Below are 16,814 nucleotides of genomic sequence, written 5' to 3' on the forward strand. Positions count from 1 at the left end.
GTTGCATCAAGGATTACTTGATGCTCACTTCCTTGCGGTTATCGCGCGGGACCCGGTCGATCATCTTGTTGTAGGGATCGACGCCCACTTCGAACGGCTTGTCCTTCACCGTGATGGTGAGCACAGGCTCGCTGCCCGACAGCATGCGCTTGGCGGTGTACAGGACTTGTTCATCCTTTTCCTTGGCGCCGGGGGCGCGCGCGAAGATGGCGATCTCCACCGGTTCGTCGTAGATGCGCGGGCTTTCCTTGCCCTTGCCGTCGGACTCGAGCTTGGCCAGGTGCAGCTGCAGGGTGACGTCCCACTGACCGTCCTTGCGCTGCACGGCCGTCGCTTGCGTGACGCGGTTGTCGTAGAAGACGATTTTCTCGAACAGGTCCGTGATCAGCGCCTGCTTGTCCTGCGGCGCCTCGGCGCGGATGTACGCCAGCAGTTCGCGCGAGGTGGTGAACGGCGCCTGCTGGTAGCCCTTGTCCTGCAGATAGCGCTTCAGGGCACGGTTCAGGGCTTCTTCGCCAATCTCGTCGCGCAGGCGGTAGAACACGAGGCTGCCCTTGTTGTAGTGGATGTATTGCTGTCCCTCCACGCGCGCCAGCGGCAGCTCCTCGATGGCTTCGCCGCCGCGTCCACTCAGGTAGCGGTCCAGTTCATAGCGCAGGAAGCGGCGCATCTTGTCGCGGCCGTATTCCTTTTCCATCACCATCAGGGCCGAATACTGCGCCAAGGACTCCATCAGCATGGTGGCGCCCTGCACGTTGGCGCCGATCACCTGGTGGCCCCACCACTGGTGCGCCATTTCATGCGCCGTGACGTAGAACACGTAGTCGATGTCATCCTGGTCACGCAGGTCGGCGATGAATCCGATGCCTTCCGAATACGGAATCGTATTGGCAAACGACTGCGCGAAGCTCTGGTAGCCGGGAAATTCCAGGATGCGCACCTGCTTGTGCTGGTAGGGCGTGAACTGGGTGGTGTAATAGTCGAGCGACTTTTGTACGGAGGTCACCATGCGCTGCGTGTTGTAGCCATGCTTTTTATCGAAATATATTTCGATCGGCAAGCCGCGCCACGCGTCTTTCTTGACTTCCCAGCGCGCCGACAGGTAGGCGAAGAAGGGCAGCATCGGCTGGTCCATCTTGTAGCGGTAATAGCGGCGGCCATCCTTTTCCCAGCTGTCTTGCAGATAGCCGGGCGCCAGGGCGATCTGCTCGCCGCTGGTGGACACCGTCGTGTCGAAATGGACCCAGTCGGCATCGCCGCCCAGCACCGCATTGCCATACGCCGCAGTGTCTTCCAGCTTGGCCATGCGCTGCGGTTCGCCCAGGCCCCGCTTGCGGCGCTCATTGCGGTCCGTCAACTCCATTTCCTTGGCATAGCCGAAGTGGGGGAAGAAGGCCTGGTTGTTGAAGAAGCTGCCGTTCAGGTTGACCTGGTCCGGCGCGCCGCTGTTGGTAAAGCCCTGATGCGTGACGGCCACCGTGAAGTCCAGCGGCAGGGTGGCGCCCGGCGCCAGGGGCTGGGCCAGCTTGAGGATGCTGAAGCCGAGTTCCTTGTCATCGAGCACGATCTTGTGCGCCGGCAAGTTCAACCACCGTGTTTCCAGGTCCGGGTTAAGCTGGATGCGCAGGGTATCGAGCGGCTGCTGCGTCTTGTTTTGCAGCACGTAGTGGCCCTTGATCAAGACTTTACGTTGTTCAGGGTAGATATCCACGTCGGCCTGGATATCCGTGATCTTCAGCTGCGGCAAGTCCTTGTATTGCTTGTACAATTTCTCGTAGCGGGCCTGCTTGTCCATGCCGATGTTGGCTGTTTCATACTGGTTCAGCACATTCGTGTTGTAGAAGATCCAGCCGCCCGTGCCTGCCCAGCACAGCAGGACCACGGCCAGCGCAATACCTGCACCACCCTGCAGGCGCTGGCGGGCCAGGCGCAGGCGCGCGCGCCAGCCGGCTGCCAGGCCGCGCACCCAGAATGCCTGCGCCAGCATGACGAGGGCCACGGTAAACAGGCTCCAGTACAGCGCAAACCAGGCCCAGCCAGTCAGGAAGTGGCCATAGCCGTTCATGTCCGAATACTTGATGGCCGGCGTGCCGCCGAAGGCGTACAGATTGTGTTCGAAGTGCAGCATGCCCAGCACCATTTGCGCCACCATCAGCAGGATCACCAGCAGGTAGCCGATGAACTTGTTGTTGGACAACACTTGCAGGGTGAGGGCGCACAAGGCCATCAGCACGAAGAAGAGGGAACCGAGCAAGCTGCCTTTCAGGTACAAGCCCAGTTCCACGGGCGCGCCGCCCTTGTAGAGCTGAAAACCGATGGCCGCGATGACGCCCACCAGCAGGTAGCCGGCGATGACGCCGACCAGGGCCGTGCACTTGGCCAGCAGCGGTACCCAGCCGGGCACGGGCATGGCGTCGCTGACGTCGGCGATCCGCGCTTGCCGCTCCTTGAAGATCAGTTCACCTGCGTAAAAGGTGACGATGATGATCAGCATGAAGCTGAAGCTGTTGTTGATCTGCTGCAACAGCAAATGCGTCATCGGATACACGGCCGTGCCATACATGTTCTTGGCGACATTGGCGCCGGTGATCAGGTTGATCACGGCGAACAGCAGCATGACGAGGAAGGGCACGCTCTTGAACACGCCGACGGCGTCGAAGCGCAGGATTTGCCACCACTGGCGCCAGGCTGTCGCGGCCGTAAAGGTGGGGACGCTGCGCGGCAGGTGCAGCGGCGCCGCCACGGCCGGCCCGGCGGCCTCGGCCTTGTGCTTGCCGAACAGGCGCTTGCCCGTGCCCGTGCGCTGCGGCTTGAACAGGAGCACGGTGGCGGCGAACAGCACCACCGTGATACCCAGCCACAGCAGGCGGTTGGCCAGCAGGAAGCCGGAGAACGGCGGCAGGCCCGCGTTCGCTTCGGCGGACGTGAAGTAGCGCGTCATGCGGCCCAGGGCGCGCATGCCGAAGGGGTCGAGCAGGACGGCGATCCATTCGTTGTTGATGTCGCGCGTAAAGGCGCCGGCCATGCCCCACAGCACGAAAAAGCCCAGCACGCCCACGTAGACGAGCAGCATCGAGCGCGTGGTGGCCGCCAGCAGCATCAGCAGGGCGCCGATGAAGAGCAGGTTCGGGATCACCATCACGGCGAAGCTCCACGCATACGCATGCGGCGAGAACGCGCCCACGCGCTGCGGGTCGACCCAGGGCATGAGGGGGCCGAGCATGATGGCGACGGCAATGGCGGCAAAGATCACCAGGCAGGCGACGAAGCCGGCGGCGAAGCGGCCGAACAGGTAGTCCCATTTGCGCATGGGCGTGGCGAACAGCATGTCGGCCATGCCCACTTCGCTGTCGCGCAGCACGGCACCGGCGATAAAAATGGTGATGAGCAACATCGACAGCAGGCTGAACATCGTCAGCAGCTGCGCCACCACGGTGGGCGCATTGCGGTTGATGTTGCCGATGGCGCCGCCCACCTGGATCGAATCGCTGCTGCTGGCGCCAAAGGCCAGCAAGGCCAGGATGACGGTAAATATCCACAGCAGCGGCTGTTTCAGCTGGTAGCCGAGGTCAAACTTGAAAAATTCCTTCCACATGGCGGCCCCTTACGCGGCGGCGCCGCTGCGGGCGGCGTTGCGCACGTGCAGGAAGTACACGTCTTCCAGGTCCGCGGCGATCTGCGCGAAGCCGCTGTCGGGCTGGCTGTCGGCAAACACATTGATCTGCGGCTTGCCGCCCACCAGGCGCGTCGACAGCACATTGTGCGACTGCTGGTACTGCGCCAGCTCGTCCATGCTGACGCTGCGGCGCCAGACCTTGCCGTGCAGGGTGTCGATGGCCGCCTGCGGTTCCCCTGCACCAGCACCTGGCCCTTGACGATCATCGCCATGCGCGGGCACAGGTCCGTCACGTCGTCGACGATGTGGGTCGACAGGATCACCACCACCTGCTCGCCGATCTTCGCCAGCAGGTTCAGGAAGCGGTTGCGCTCGTCCGGGTCCAGGCCGGCCGTCGGCTCGTCGACGATCACCAGGCGCGGCGCGCCCAGCAGCGCCTGGGCGATGCCGAAGCGCTGGCGCATGCCGCCCGAATACGTGCCCAGGTTGCGTTTGCGCGCTTCCCACAGATTGGTTTGCTGCAACAAGGCTTCCACGGCTTCCTTGCGCGGTCCCTTTTCCGTCAAGCCTTTGAGCACGGCAAAGTGGTTGAGCAGGGTTTCCGCGCTGACCTTCGGATACACGCCGAAATCCTGCGGCAAATAGCCGAGCTGGCGGCGCAAGCCGGCCTTGTCCTTGAGCACATCGGCGCCATCGAAGTGGATGCTGCCGCTATCGGGATCCTGCAAGGTGGCGATGGTGCGCATCAGCGAGGACTTGCCCGCGCCATTCGGTCCCAGCAAGCCGAACATCCCGTTGGGAATGTCCAGGCTGACATTGTTGATGGCCTTGACGCCATTGGCATACGTTTTGTTCAGCTGTTTGATCGATAGCATGTGCAGCACTCTCCAGAGCTTGGGTATGAAAGCCGGCAGATACATGTCTGCCGGTCTGTGGAAGGGGATCCCCCTTGTTTTTCAGCCGCGGTGGCGGATGTTACTCAAAAACAATAATATATAGCCAACTGGAAGAAAATTAATGTTTTTGCGACCAGGGGGGAAATGCGGGGCTGGAATGCGGGAGAGAGGGATGAATGACGTGGTGGTACACTCGCCATTTTCAGCGACGCCGGGCGTCGGAAAGAGGGGACCATGCCAGTCGCACAGAACATGACATTGCGCGCCGTTGCGCCGGACGAAGTAGGGGCGCTGGCGCGGCTGTTCCAGCTGTACTGCTACGAGAATACCGCCTGGAGCGGCGAAGACGTGCTGGCCGACGGCCGCTACGATGTGTGCGATGCGGGGCTGGCCGAGTACGTACATGCACCCGGACATACGGCCGTCTGGATCGAGGTCGATGGCGCGCTGGCGGGCTTCTTCGTCACGGAACCCGGCATGGCGGGCGCGCTGCCGGTGCGGGAGTTCAGCGACTTGTTCATCTTGCAGAAATACCGGCGCCGGGGGCTGGCGCTGGAAGTGGTGCGGCGCGTGCTGCTCGATGGCGAGCAGACGTGGCTGGTGGCGATGTTCCGCGCCGATGCGCATGCGAATGCGTTCTGGCGGCAGGCGTTTGCGCGCCTGCCGTTTGCCAGGGTCGAGGCGTACGACGATCCGGACTTGCCGCAGTTTCAGCTGACTTTGCTGAAACCGGCGGCGGTCACTTAAAAGCGCACTTTGACATATGCCGACGGTCCCGTCAGGCGGATGTTCAGGTCGGCATCGCGTTCGCTGTCGCGGTGCAGCTTGATTTTCGAGATGCCGTAATCGGCCACGAAACCGATATTCTTGAACGGAAACCATTCCACGCCGACATTGCCGCCGTAGATGTGGCCGTTGATGCGCCCGCCATTTTTCTTGATGCCCGACGCTTCCGCATACATGCGCAAGTCCGGCGTGAAGGCGTGGCGCCAGCCCACTTCCAGCAGCGGCGCAAACGCGTGCTCGCCGATGGAATCGCGCGCCGTGGCCGTTTCGCCATTGACGACGCCGGTGGCCGTGCCGTTCAGGTTGGCGTGGTAGTAGGCGGCGCCCAGGCCGATGCCGAAGGTGTCGTTGCCGCTGCCCAGCCACCATTTATAGGCCAGCTTGGCCAGGTCCAGCTTTAAATCGGCATTCGCCGTCGCCGTGCCCGTGACGGGCTGGCCATTGATGATGGTTTCGCCCGTCAAGCTTGGCGTGTAGGATTTGTCGTAGCGGTAGTAGTCGAATGCCAGGCCGTGGCGGTCGCCGATCAGCAAGTCCGCCTTGATGCGCGGGATGGTGGTGTGGCTTTGCTTCGACTCGGGGGCGTCGATGCGGCCAAACTGGGTGTCGGCGCCGATATTGATGCGCGGATCGGCGGAAAATGCCCCCACCGAAATGCTGACACGGTCCAGGGCGGGCGACGGCTCGGCCCGCGCCGTGGCGGCCGCCGTGGCCATGCCCAGCACGCCCAGCATCATGGTCCCGCGCAAGGCGAGATGCTGGAAACGGAGTGGGGACAGGCGGGCGGGGACGGACGTAACAACCATGGGACAACTCCTCAAGATAAAGTGAAAACTGGCGCGATGTGTTGGGCAACAGTGCAATGAGGAAATGGTAGCAATTGTTACTTTTGGATTACGTAGCCGCACGGCGCAAATTACCGTCGGATTTGTCCTACCGTATGTAAGTCCTGGTTAGAGGAGAAGAAAACGATGCAAGTAATCATCGAGCTGGCGACACCGCGTCTGCTGCTGCGCCAATGGCGCGACAGCGACTTGCCGCCGTTCGCGGCGCTGAATGCCGATCCCCGCGTGATGGCATTTTTCCCATCCACCCTGTCGCGCGAAGCCAGCGACGCCATGGCGCGGCGCTGCAGCGGACTGATCGCCGGGCGGGGCTGGGGTTTGTGGGCGGTAACCTTGCGTGAAAACAATGCCTTCATCGGCATGACGGGGCTGCATAGTCCCGACGCGCAATTGCCGTGTTCGCCATGCGTGGAAATCGGCTGGCGCCTGGCGTTCGATTACTGGGGACAAGGTTACGCGCAGGAAGCGGCGCACGCCGTCCTGCAGGCCGGTTTCGGGCGTTTGCAACTGCCGGAGATCGTCTCGTTCACGGCCTTGCCCAACGTGCGCTCGAGCGCCCTGATGGCGCGCCTGGGCATGCGCCGCGATGCTGCCACCTTCGAGCATCCGGCCCTGCTGCCAGGACACGCATTGCGTACGCATTGCCTGTATCGTCTGACGCGCGCAGAATGGTGCGCACAGGAGGGAACATGAGAATCGCCGCCATTTCCGATATCCACGGCAACCTCGATGCGCTGGAGGCCGTGCTGGCCGACATCGCCCGGCGTGACGTGGACGTGACCGTCAATCTGGGCGATATCGTCTCGGGCCATCTGCAGCCGCGCGCCACGGCGGCGCGCCTGATGGGCCTCGGCTTGCCCACCATCCGCGGCAACCACGAGCGTCAATTGTTCGGCGATCCGGCGCGCATGGGCGTGTCCGACGCTTTTGCGCGCGCGCAACTGTTACCCGAGCAACTGGACTGGATCGCGGCGCTGCCCGCTACTTTGCGCTTGCGCAAGGACGTGCTGCTCGTGCATGGCACACCGGCAAGCGACCTCGTGTATTTTCTCGACAGCGTCACGCCGCAAGGCAGCCGCGCCGCCACGCCGCAGGAGGTGGCCGAACGGGCCGGTGAGGCCGACGCGGCCCTGATCCTGTGCGGCCACACGCACATGCCGCGCCAGATGCGCCTGGCCGATGGGCGGCTGATCGTCAATCCGGGCAGCGTGGGCTTGCAAGCCTACGACGACGACCACGGCTATCCGCACCTGATGGAAAACGGCACGCCGCACGCGCGCTATGCCATCGCCGAACAGGGCGCGGACGGCGCCTGGACGGCGCAGTTGCACGCCGTGGAATATGACTGGGACAAGGCGGCCCGGCTGGCGCTGGCCAACGGCCGGCCCGACTGGGTCACGCCCTTGCGCACGGGCTACGTCGGCGCCGCCTGAGGTGTATCAGCAGCTCGGCGCGCGGGTGACGGGCACGGGCACCAGTGCCGTCTTGCCTTCCCTGGCGATCACCTGGTTGATGCTGATGCTGCAGCGCTTGCCTTCCCACGAGAAAGCCGCTTCATAATCCTCGCCGGCGCGCGGTGTGAAGGTGATGTCGCCATGGCAGCTGGGCGACACGCTGTCAAAACGCACGCCGTTGGCCACGTAGAACGGCGAGACATCCTGGAAGCCCAGGCGCAGGCTGCTGGGCTTGCCCGCAGGAATCTCATATTCGCGGAAATAGGCCTTCGAGAAAAAACCGTCCTTGCGCGCCAGGTTTTGCGACGTTTCCGTTTCCGGAATGCCCAGGCTGGTATTGCTGACCGTGCCGATCAGGGAGCCGAAGGCGGAGCTCATGCCGCCGCTGGCCTTTTCCACGCCATCGCTGAACATGCCGCGGATGCAGCTGCTGTCGCGGTACAGGAAGGCGGTGGCGCCATTCTGGCCGAACAGGCGCAGACGGCTGACGGTGGATGTTGCCGGCGCCGCCGGCGCGCTGGCCGCCTCGGCGGCGGCAGCGGGTACTTCGGTGGTGGCGATATCCTGGGCAAAGCTGGTGGCGCTGAGCAAGAGGGAAAAGAGGAAAGCAGGTTTTTTCATTGGCTTAAAAAATTATCAAAAAGAAACAACATATACCATAAGGCAAGACATTGCTGCTCTTTTTGACAAGCCTGTCGCCGTGCCGTTCCCTAGCGGAACTCTTCCGCCACCAGGTTGTACTTCTGCATCTTGTGATACAGGGTCTGTTTCGGTAGGCCCAGCACGGCGCTTACCTCGCTGACGTTGCCCGAATATGCGCGCAGTTCCTGCTCGATCAGAGCGCGTTCGAAGCCGTTCACTTGCTCCGCCAGCGACAGCGGGCTGGCCTGGCCGCTCGCCAGCAGGCTCGAGGCGCCGCCGGCGATACCGAGCACGAAGCGGTCGGCGATATTGCGCAGCTCGCGTACGTTGCCGGGCCAGGAATGGGCCATCAGGTTGCGCATCTGTGCGCTGGAGACCACGGGTGCGGTGCGGTTGTAGCGGGCGGCGGCGGCCAGCACGAAGTGTTCGAACAGGATGGGAATGTCTTCGCGCCGTTCGCGCAGCGGCGGCAGATGCAGCACGATCAAATTCAAACGGTAGTACAGGTCGCTACGGAATTTCTGTTGCTGCGACAAGTCTTCCAGGTCCAGCTTGGCCGCCGCGATGACGCGCACGTCGACGGGCGTGGGCACGTTCGATCCCAGGCGCTCGATATAGCGTTCCTGCAGCACGCGCAGCAATTTCACTTGCAGGGACAGGGGCAGGCTTTCGATTTCGTCGAGGAAGAACGTGCCCTGGTCCGCATGCTCGATCTTGCCGACCTGCCGCTTGGCCGCACCCGTGAACGCGCCCGGTTCGTGGCCGAAGACTTCGCTTTCGAAGATGCTCTCGGGAATCGCGCCACAGTTGACGGCGACAAAGTTGTGCTTGCGGCGGTGGCTGAAGTCATGCAGGCAGCGGGCCACCATTTCCTTGCCCGTGCCCGTGTCTCCATAGATCAGCACGTCTGCCGGTTCGTTGGCAACGTCGAGAATCAAGCGCCGTATGTCGCGCATCGCCACGGAATTGCCCAATAGACGCGCTTCGATGCCGCCGCCGTCCTCGAGCTGGCGGCGCAGGCTGTGCACTTCCAGGGTCAGGCGCCGGGTTTCCAGCGCGCGCAGGATGACGTCAACCAGCTGGTCGGACGAATACGGTTTTTCGATGAAATCGTAGGCGCCCGTGCGCATGGCGTGCACGGCCATGGTGATGTCGCCGTGGCCCGTGACGAGGATCACGGGCAGGTTGGCGTCGAGCGTCTTGACCGCTTGCAGCAATTCCAGGCCGCTCATGCCGGGCAGGCGCACGTCGCTCACGACGATGCCGGGGAAATCCGGCGTCAGCAGTTTATAGGCCAGTTCGGCCGAGTGGAAGGCCAGCACGTCCAGGCCGGCCAGCTGCAATGCCTGCTCGCTGCCTTCGCGTACGGTGGGGTCGTCCTCGACCAGCAAGACCTTCAAGCCGTCAAACATGTTTTTCCTCCTGCGTTGCAATCTGTAGTTCGATGGTGAAGATGGCGCCGCCGCCGGGGGCGTTCTCGGCGCGCAGCACGCCGCCGAACTGGCGCGTGATCTGTTCGGAAATGGCCAGGCCCAGGCCCAGGCCCAGGCCTTGGGGTTTGGTGGTGAAGAACGGTTCGAACAGGTGTTCATACACTTCCGTCGACAGGCCCGGCCCCGTGTCGGCCACGTGGATCAGCACGTGCTCGGGCGTGCATTCGACGGCCACGCGCAGGCTGCGCACCTCGCTGCCATTCATGGCGTCGAGCGCATTCGCGTACAGGTTGACCAGCACCTGCTCCAGGCGGTTGCTTTCGCACATGGCGAAGATGTCGTCGGGCGGCAGTTGCAAAGTAAAACGCACATTTTCCACCTGCAGCCGGCGTTCGACCAGGAACAGGGCGTTGCTGATCGCCGTGGGTATCGAGACGGAGGTCAGGCTGGTCGTCGACTTGCGCGCAAAAATCTTCAATTGCCCCGTAATGGTCCCCATCCTGGCCGCAATTTGCGAGATCTTCGCCAGGTTGCGCCGCGCATCGTCGAGCCGGCCCCGTTCGAGCAGGATGACGGCATTGTCGGACATGGTGCGCAGCGCCGTCAGCGGCTGGTTGAGTTCATGCGTGATGCTGGCCGACATCTGTCCCAGCACGGCCATCTTGCCAGCTTGAAACAGTTCATTCTGCGTGATGTGCAGCTTTTGCTCGGCCTTGCTGCGCACCTCGATTTCCTGGCTCAGGCTTTGCGTCATGGCATTGAGTTCCGAGGTGCGTTCTTCGACCATGGCTTCCAGGTTGTCGTAGGCATGCTGCAAGTCTTCGCGGGCGCGCAGTTTTTGCGCCACGGCCGCGCGGCGCTGGCGCAGGTAAAAGAACAGCAGCATGAAAAAGCCCAGCAGCACGCAAGAAAAGGCGGCCGCCGCGCGGGCGCTGGCCTTGGCCTGCGCCAGGTCGGACAGGTAGATGAAGGTCCAGCCTTGCGGCGACTTGAGCTTGATCTGCGTCATGACGCTCGAGCTGGTCTTCGGCGGCGTGTCGGCGTGTTCCTGCTCGCGCACGCTGATCACGCGCGCGCCATTGCCCAGTTGGCGGTCGGAAACGAAGGGAATGGCTTCCAGCTGCTTCGAGTAATACTGGCGCGTGCGGTTGAGTTCTTCGACGATGGCGGGCGACAGGGGCGCCAGGGTCTTGTATTTCCAGTCCGCCATGGAACTGAGGAAGATCACGCCGTGCTCATCGGCCAGCATGACCTTGTCGGCGCCCTGCACCCAGCGTTTTTCCAGGTTTTCCAGGTTCACCTTCACCGTTGCCAGGCCCAGCATGTGGCCATTCTGGTAGATGCCGTGGGCAAAGAAGTAACCGGGCTCCAGCCGCGTCGTGCCCACGCCGTAGAAGCGGCCCGGTGTGCCGCGCAGCGCATCCTGGGCGTAGGGGCGGAAGGAGATATTGTCGCCAATAAAGCTGTCGGGCTGCTGCCAGTTGCTGGCTGCCCGCGTGTTGCCGTCGAGGTTGCTGATGAAAATGGTCGACGATTTCGCCTGGGCATTCATCTGCTCGAGGTAATGGTTGACCGTGTCGACCAGCACCGGGTCCTCCGGGTGCTGCAGCAGGCGGATGACGTCGCGGTTCAGCTCCAGGGTCTTGGGCAGGAAGTCGTATTTCTCCAGTGCATTTTCCAGGCTGCTCACATACACCTCGAGGCGCTGCGCGCCGCTCGCCTGCAGCTTGCCGATGGCGATGCGTTCGGTCCAGAAATACACGAGCCAGACGGTGGCCAGGCAGGCGGCCAGCACCACGCCCCAGGCCAGCGTTTCGCGGCCCGACCGTTGCGACAGGCGCTGGCGCCAGGAAAGGGAGGATTTGGTAGTACTGCTATTCATAAAATCAGCTGCCAACTTGCAAGAACCCACAGTATCGCATTTAAGTAATCGCGGAAATAAAAAAGCCGCCGGATGTGCATCCGGCGGCCTGCGCTAGCGTAAGCCGCGATTAGAACGTGTGACGCATACCGAGGTTGAAACCGCTGTTGCCGGTGCCATTGTCGGTGGCGTTGCCGACGACGAAGGTGGCGCCGTTCTTGTTGCTGATGTGGCCATAGCCGGTGTACAGGTCGCTGCGCTTGGACAGGGCGTAGAACGCGCCGATGGCCCATTGCTGGGCGTCACGGTTCAGGTTGCTCTTGTCGTTGTGGCGGATGTACGAAGCGACCAGCTTGGTGGCGCCGAACGGGGCGCTGAAGCCGACGAGGATGTCGTTGCTCTTGCTGTTGTCGAGGGCGCGGTTGTCGGCGTAGCCGAAGTTGCCTTGCACGACGCCAAAGTCGTAGCGCGTGGCCAGCAGCGTGTTGCGCGTTTGCTGGGTCGCCAGCGCATTTTCCTTGCGGTGGTGCGTCAGGGTCACGTTCAGCGGACCATCGATGTAGTGCACGGCGCCGCCCATGCTGCGGTTTTTCGCATTGTCGCCGGCCACTTCGCCGAAGCCGTACGCCAGGTCGGCCGACAGCTTGCTCCAGGTCGGCGTGCTGTATTGCACCATGTTGTCGACGCGGATATTCGTCACCATCAGGTTCGATGCCGTGCCGGCCAGACCGATGACGAACGGATCGGCCACGTCGCGCAGGGCCAGGTAGTACGGAGAATATTGGCGGCCCAGGGTGACGGCGCCGGCGCTGCCGGTCAGGCCGACATACGCCTGACGGCCGAACAGCAAGCCGCCCTGGCCCGAGGTGCCGGTGTCGATATTGAAGCCGCTTTCCAGCACGAAGGTGGCGGCCAGGCCGCCGCCCAGGTCTTCCTTGCCTTTGAAGCCGATGCGCGAGCCCGAGGCGACGCCGGAAGCGACGCGGTTCAGGCGGTCTCCGGCCGCATCCTTGTCGAACACCAGGCCGGCGTCAGCCACGCCGTAGACGGTCACGCTCGATTGGGCCATGGCGCCGGTGGAGGCTGCGCCGAGGGTCAGCAGGGTAAACAGGACTTTTTCATGAAAATCTCTCTAATAGGTTGGAATGACTACTGATCGCACTACCTGACTGCTTGTTACTCAACATGGACAACAAATAAATGGCCCGCTTGTGGCGGGCCATGGCGCTATCAGGCTTTGCTAGCGTGATCCGCTTCGCCCCAATGGCTTTCCGTGTTCTGGTTGGCCGCGTTGGCCGCGGCTGCTTCTTCCTCGGTGGCCAGGCCGCCTTCCCACTTGGCGACGACGGCCGTAGCGACGGCATTGCCGACCGCGTTGGTGGCCGAACGGCCCATGTCGAGGAATTGGTCGACGCCCATCAGCAGCAGCAGGCCCGCTTCCGGAATATTGAACTGGTTCAGGGTCGCGGCAATCACCACCAGCGAGGCGCGCGGCACGCCGGCCATGCCTTTCGAGGTCAGCATCAGCAGCAGCAGCATGGTGATCTGCGTGCCGATCGACAGGTCGATACCATAGGCTTGCGCGATGAACAGCACGGCGAAGGTGCAGTACATCATCGAGCCGTCCAGATTGAACGAGTAGCCCATCGGCAACACGAAGCTGGAAATCTTGCGGTCCACGCCGAACTGGTCGAGCGCCGTCAGCAGTTTCGGATACGCCGCTTCCGAGCTGGCCGTCGAGAATGCCAGCAGGAATGGTTCGCGGATCAGGCCGACCAGTTTGAAGACGCGCGGGCCGATGACGACGAAGCCGGCGCCGATCAGCAGTGCCCACAGACACATCAGGCCCAGGTAGAAGCCGCCCATGAACTTGGCAAACGTGACCAGCACGCCCAGGCCATGCGTGGTGATGACGGAAGCCATCGCGGCGAACACGGCCAGCGGGGCCAGATTCATGATGGTGCCGGTGATGCGCAGCATGACTTGTGCCAGCTGGTCGACGACGGCCGTCAGGGTCTTGCCCGATTCGCCCAGGCCGGCCAGTGCGCCGCCGAAGAAGATCGAGAACACCAGCACTTGCAGGATTTCATTGTTGGCCATGGCCTCGATCGGCGACTTCGGCACCAGGTGCGTGAAGAAATCTTTCAAGGTGAAGGCGGCCGTTTTCAGATTCGTAGAAGCGTGTACGTCCGGCAATGGCAAGCCCAGGTTGGTTCCCAGCTGCATCAGGTTCGACAGCACCATGCCCAGCGCCAGCGAGACCAGCGAGGCGACGACGAACCAGCACATGGCTTTCAGGCCGATGCGGCCCGCCGTCTTGCCGTCGCCCATGTGGGCGATGCCGACCGTCAGGGTGGAAAACACCAGCAGCGCAATGATCATCTTGATCAGGCGCAGGAAGACGTCGGTGACGATGGAAATATTGCCAGCGATTTGAGCGCTGAGCTTGGCATCAGGGAAGGCAGTGTTGCATCCATAACCGACGGCAATGCCGAGGATCATGGCAATCAGGATGTACAGGGTTAATGGCCGTTTCTTTTTCATTTTGACTCCTCCGGTGAAACGCCGCTATGAGCGGATTATTGATAGCGAGCAACTCAAGCTTGGAGTCAGTATTTCTCAAAAACAAGCCCTTGCGTGCCAGCGATTATTTGCAGCAAAACCTGTACATAGCAAAGGATATGCCTGAAATGGAAATTTGGGACCTAACTTCTTAAGTTGTTGATTTGAGGCGGCTTTTTTGTTGCTTAGATGTTGCAACTTTGCACGCTTGCGCGAAATATTGGACGCGGCAGGCCATCGCTGTATGACTTTTCATACGCTAGTTACGGCAGGGGGCGCTGCGACAAAAAGATAAGATTGTCAGGACAATAAAAAAGCCCCTCCGAAGAGGGGCTTGATGTGGCGCAATGTGTGTTCTCTTGACGTTAGAACTTGATATTCGCCGTCAGGCTGAACGAACGGGGCTGGCCTGGCGTGTAGCGGAAGCCGGACTTGTTGATGGCTGCCACATAGGTCTTGTCGGCCAGGTTGTAGGCATTCAGCTGCAAGTCGAGGTTCTTGTTGACGGTATAGGTTGCCATGGCGTCGAAGACCCAGTAGGCATCCACGCGGGCCGGCGTGCCGACGGCGCCATCGGTGCCGCGCAGCATTTCACCCACGTAACGCGCGCCGCCGCCGATCTTCAGGCCGAACGGCAGGGTGTAGGAAGTCCAGCTGGTGAACGCCTGTTTTGGCGTGTAGGTGAGGCTCTTCTCGCCGCTGGCCGTGAAGACCTTGTTCGACTCGACCTTGGTATTCATGCGCGTATAGCCGGCGCTGACCAGCCAGTTCGGCATGATCTCGCCCACCACGCCCAGTTCCAGGCCTTGCACGCGCTTCTTGCCGGTCTGGTAATAAATGGTCGAGATGACAGGATCTTGCTCCACTTCATTCTTGACGGTGGTCTGGTAGACGGCGGCCGACAGCGACAGTTTTTGCTTCAGGAAATCCCACTTGGTGCCGATTTCCTTGGTGATGGTTTCCTGCGGGTCATAGTTCAGGTTTTGCGCGCTGTTGGCGGCCGTGCTCAGGGCGAAATTGACGCCCGGCGGCGCTTTCGAGGTGGCCAGCAAGGCATACACGCTGCTGTCCGGCGTCGGCTTGTACATGGCCGAGATCTTGCCGTTGGCCAAGGTGTCGCTCAGGGTCAGATGGGTCGGAATCGGCGTTCCCACTGGCAATGGCTGTACCGCGGGCGCAGTGACGGCCGTTTGCAGGGTGACGGCGTCATACGTGGTGTTGAAGTGGTCGAAACGCACGCCGCCGTTGAACAGCCACTTGTCGCCGAACTTGACGGTGTCGAACACATACAGGCTTTGCGTGTTGACTTCGCCTTCCGTGAAGGCGCCGCTGCGCACGGGCTTATGGCCGGTGACGGGATCGCGCGGGTTCGGGTGGTACAGATTGGCGTCCGGCAAGGTGCCCAGGCTGGCGGGCACATAGCTGTAGTTGGTCTGTTTTTCGCTGGTGAATTCGGCGCCGGCCACCACGGAGTGCTTCAGCACGCCCGTGTCGAATTGGGCGCTGACGACGGTCTGGTTGGTCAGGATCGTGTTTTCCTGGTCCTTGACGGTGCGCAGCGAGCGCGCCAGGGTCCAGGTCGATGGATCGGCGGCGACCGGCGTCTTCAGGTTGGCCATGCTGCCCATGAAGGCCGTCAGCAGGTAATCCTGCTTGGTCTTGCCGTAGCGCGTGGTGTTCTGGATCTGCACGTTGGGCGAGAAATCATGGTCGATGCGCAAGGTGCCCATGTCGGCCTTGATCTTGTCGTAATCCGAGGTGGAACCGTAGAAATTCTTCGGATCGACCTTGGCGGCGCTGTTCAGGAAGGTGCGGATGACCTTGTTCGTGTTGGTGATGGTGTCCGGCGTCGAGTAGCCAGGCAAGCCGATGGTCGGCACGCCGCCATCGGGCACATTGTCCTGGTCCACGTGCAGGTAGCTGGCCGTGATGCGCGTCGGTTTGCCGATGCCGAAGGTGACGGTGGGCGCGAAGGCCCAGCGCTTGTTCTTGACTTCGTCGCGCGCCGGGTTGCCGCTGTCCTGCGTCATCAGGTTCAGGCGCATTGCCGTGCCGGTATCGCTGTCGAGGATGCGGTTCCAGTCGGCCGTGGCGCGCTTCTGCTTGCCGCTGCCGGCCGTCAGCAGCGAGTTGAATTTGTTTTCCATGCTGGCCGTCTTGCTGACCAGGTTGATCGAGCCGGTGGGCGAACCGCGGCCGCTGTCCGTGCCCGCCGGGCCCTTCAATACGTCGATCTGTTCGATGTTGAAGACGTCGCGCGCGATGGAACCCACGTCGCGCACGCCGTCGACATAGATGCTGCCCGACGAATCGAAACCGCGCATGTAGACGGCGTCGCCCGTGTTCGTGTTGCCGTTTTCGCCGAGGAAGAAGGTACCGACGCCCGGCGTGTTGCGCAGCGCGTCCGTCAGGGTCAGCGCGCCTTGCTGTTCGATCAATTCCTTCTTGATCACGACGATGGTTTGCGGCGTATTGACCAGCTCTTCCGTGTATTTCGGCGACGAGGCTTTTTCGGCCTTGAAATCATTTTCCTTGGAACCAATGACCTTGACTTCGTTCAGGGTTTGCTGCGATGCCGGGGCGCTTTGGCCGGCCGGGTCGGCCGCCTGGGCGGCGACGGGCAGCAGCATCACGGCCAGGGCGGCGCCGATGTGCTGGTTGAAACGGGTTGGGGCGTGTTTGCGGCTCTTGATTGCCATCTTGCTCTCTCGATAAGGTC

Annotated in this window: 12 protein-coding genes and 1 pseudogene; 4 read left to right on the plus strand and 9 right to left on the minus strand. The window is 62.1% G+C overall.

Annotation, left to right across the window (positions count from 1 at the left end):
* Positions 1-13: 13 nt before the first annotated feature.
* Positions 14-3,595, minus strand: coding sequence for an ABC transporter permease/M1 family aminopeptidase (locus ACRHIG_RS04245; RefSeq protein WP_489629459.1), 3,582 nt, complete (start codon positions 3,593-3,595; stop codon positions 14-16).
* A 9-nt stretch (positions 3,596-3,604) separates the two neighbouring features.
* Positions 3,605-4,491, minus strand: a pseudogene (locus ACRHIG_RS04250) (ABC transporter ATP-binding protein).
* Positions 4,492-4,746: 255 nt separating this feature from the next.
* On the opposite strand from ACRHIG_RS04250, the gene ACRHIG_RS04255 reads away from it, so the two are divergent.
* Positions 4,747-5,259, plus strand: coding sequence for a GNAT family N-acetyltransferase (locus ACRHIG_RS04255; protein ID WP_475417700.1), 513 nt, complete (start codon positions 4,747-4,749; stop codon positions 5,257-5,259).
* Here ACRHIG_RS04255 and ACRHIG_RS04260 read toward each other — a convergent pair.
* On the minus strand, positions 5,256-6,104 hold the full coding sequence (locus ACRHIG_RS04260) for a porin family protein (RefSeq protein WP_475417699.1): 849 nt from the start codon (positions 6,102-6,104) through the stop codon (positions 5,256-5,258). The two genes, ACRHIG_RS04255 and ACRHIG_RS04260, sit on opposite strands and share 4 nt — an antisense overlap.
* A 165-nt stretch (positions 6,105-6,269) precedes the next feature.
* Between ACRHIG_RS04260 and ACRHIG_RS04265 the strand changes: the two genes are divergently transcribed.
* Positions 6,270-6,836 carry a GNAT family N-acetyltransferase gene (locus ACRHIG_RS04265; RefSeq protein ID WP_489629460.1) on the plus strand — a complete coding sequence of 189 codons (567 nt, stop codon included), beginning with the start codon at positions 6,270-6,272 and terminating at the stop codon, positions 6,834-6,836.
* A complete protein-coding gene (locus ACRHIG_RS04270; protein ID WP_475417697.1) occupies positions 6,833-7,576 on the plus strand; it encodes a metallophosphoesterase family protein in 744 nt (247 codons plus the stop codon). The genes ACRHIG_RS04265 and ACRHIG_RS04270 overlap by 4 nt, the downstream gene beginning before the upstream one ends.
* A gap of 6 nt (positions 7,577-7,582) precedes the next feature.
* Here ACRHIG_RS04270 and ACRHIG_RS04275 read toward each other — a convergent pair whose 3' ends face one another.
* The 5 genes from ACRHIG_RS04275 to ACRHIG_RS04295 all read right to left on the minus strand — a co-directional run bounded on the left by ACRHIG_RS04275 (position 7,583) and on the right by ACRHIG_RS04295 (position 14,077).
* Positions 7,583-8,218 carry a hypothetical protein gene (locus ACRHIG_RS04275; RefSeq protein WP_475417696.1) on the minus strand — a complete coding sequence of 212 codons (636 nt, stop codon included), beginning with the start codon at positions 8,216-8,218 and terminating at the stop codon, positions 7,583-7,585.
* Positions 8,219-8,307: 89 nt separating this feature from the next.
* Positions 8,308-9,651 carry a sigma-54-dependent transcriptional regulator gene (locus tag ACRHIG_RS04280; RefSeq protein ID WP_489629461.1) on the minus strand — a complete coding sequence of 448 codons (1,344 nt, stop codon included), beginning with the start codon at positions 9,649-9,651 and terminating at the stop codon, positions 8,308-8,310.
* The gene (locus ACRHIG_RS04285) at positions 9,644-11,554 is read right to left on the minus strand and encodes a sensor histidine kinase (protein WP_489629462.1); all 1,911 of its coding nucleotides are present in this window, start codon (positions 11,552-11,554) and stop codon (positions 9,644-9,646) included. The genes ACRHIG_RS04280 and ACRHIG_RS04285 overlap by 8 nt, the downstream gene beginning before the upstream one ends.
* Positions 11,555-11,663: 109 nt before the next feature.
* Positions 11,664-12,602, minus strand: coding sequence for a porin (locus tag ACRHIG_RS04290; RefSeq protein WP_489629463.1), 939 nt, complete (start codon positions 12,600-12,602; stop codon positions 11,664-11,666).
* Positions 12,603-12,763: 161 nt separating this feature from the next.
* Complete coding sequence (locus ACRHIG_RS04295; protein ID WP_099375495.1) at positions 12,764-14,077, minus strand: dicarboxylate/amino acid:cation symporter; 1,314 nt, start codon at positions 14,075-14,077, stop codon at positions 12,764-12,766.
* Between the two features lie 13 nt (positions 14,078-14,090).
* Between ACRHIG_RS04295 and ACRHIG_RS04300 the strand changes: the two genes are divergently transcribed.
* Positions 14,091-14,222, plus strand: a complete 132-nt coding sequence (locus ACRHIG_RS04300; RefSeq protein WP_489629464.1) for a hypothetical protein — start codon at positions 14,091-14,093, stop codon at positions 14,220-14,222.
* A 238-nt stretch (positions 14,223-14,460) separates the two neighbouring features.
* On the opposite strand, the gene ACRHIG_RS04305 is transcribed toward ACRHIG_RS04300, so the two are convergent.
* Positions 14,461-16,794 (minus strand): catecholate siderophore receptor Fiu, encoded by a 2,334-nt coding sequence (locus ACRHIG_RS04305; RefSeq protein ID WP_489629465.1) that lies wholly within the window; start codon positions 16,792-16,794, stop codon positions 14,461-14,463.
* Positions 16,795-16,814: the final 20 nt, after the last annotated feature.

It is taken from the genome of Janthinobacterium sp. C22 (assembly GCF_057919405.1).

What these genes read in the sequence shown, in the direction of transcription:
- ACRHIG_RS04245 (WP_489629459.1), bottom strand. Translation starts at nt 3,595, where the DNA reads ATGTGGAAGGAATTTTTCAAGTTTGACCTCGGCTACCAGCTGAAACAG.
- ACRHIG_RS04255 (WP_475417700.1), top strand. Translation starts at nt 4,747, where the DNA reads ATGCCAGTCGCACAGAACATGACATTGCGCGCCGTTGCGCCGGACGAA.
- ACRHIG_RS04260 (WP_475417699.1), bottom strand. Translation starts at nt 6,104, where the DNA reads ATGGTTGTTACGTCCGTCCCCGCCCGCCTGTCCCCACTCCGTTTCCAG.
- ACRHIG_RS04265 (WP_489629460.1), top strand. Translation starts at nt 6,270, where the DNA reads ATGCAAGTAATCATCGAGCTGGCGACACCGCGTCTGCTGCTGCGCCAA.
- ACRHIG_RS04270 (WP_475417697.1), top strand. Translation starts at nt 6,833, where the DNA reads ATGAGAATCGCCGCCATTTCCGATATCCACGGCAACCTCGATGCGCTG.
- ACRHIG_RS04275 (WP_475417696.1), bottom strand. Translation starts at nt 8,218, where the DNA reads ATGAAAAAACCTGCTTTCCTCTTTTCCCTCTTGCTCAGCGCCACCAGC.
- ACRHIG_RS04280 (WP_489629461.1), bottom strand. Translation starts at nt 9,651, where the DNA reads ATGTTTGACGGCTTGAAGGTCTTGCTGGTCGAGGACGACCCCACCGTA.
- ACRHIG_RS04285 (WP_489629462.1), bottom strand. Translation starts at nt 11,554, where the DNA reads ATGAATAGCAGTACTACCAAATCCTCCCTTTCCTGGCGCCAGCGCCTG.
- ACRHIG_RS04290 (WP_489629463.1), bottom strand. Translation starts at nt 12,602, where the DNA reads ATGGCCCAATCGAGCGTGACCGTCTACGGCGTGGCTGACGCCGGCCTG.
- ACRHIG_RS04295 (WP_099375495.1), bottom strand. Translation starts at nt 14,077, where the DNA reads ATGAAAAAGAAACGGCCATTAACCCTGTACATCCTGATTGCCATGATC.
- ACRHIG_RS04305 (WP_489629465.1), bottom strand. Translation starts at nt 16,794, where the DNA reads ATGGCAATCAAGAGCCGCAAACACGCCCCAACCCGTTTCAACCAGCAC.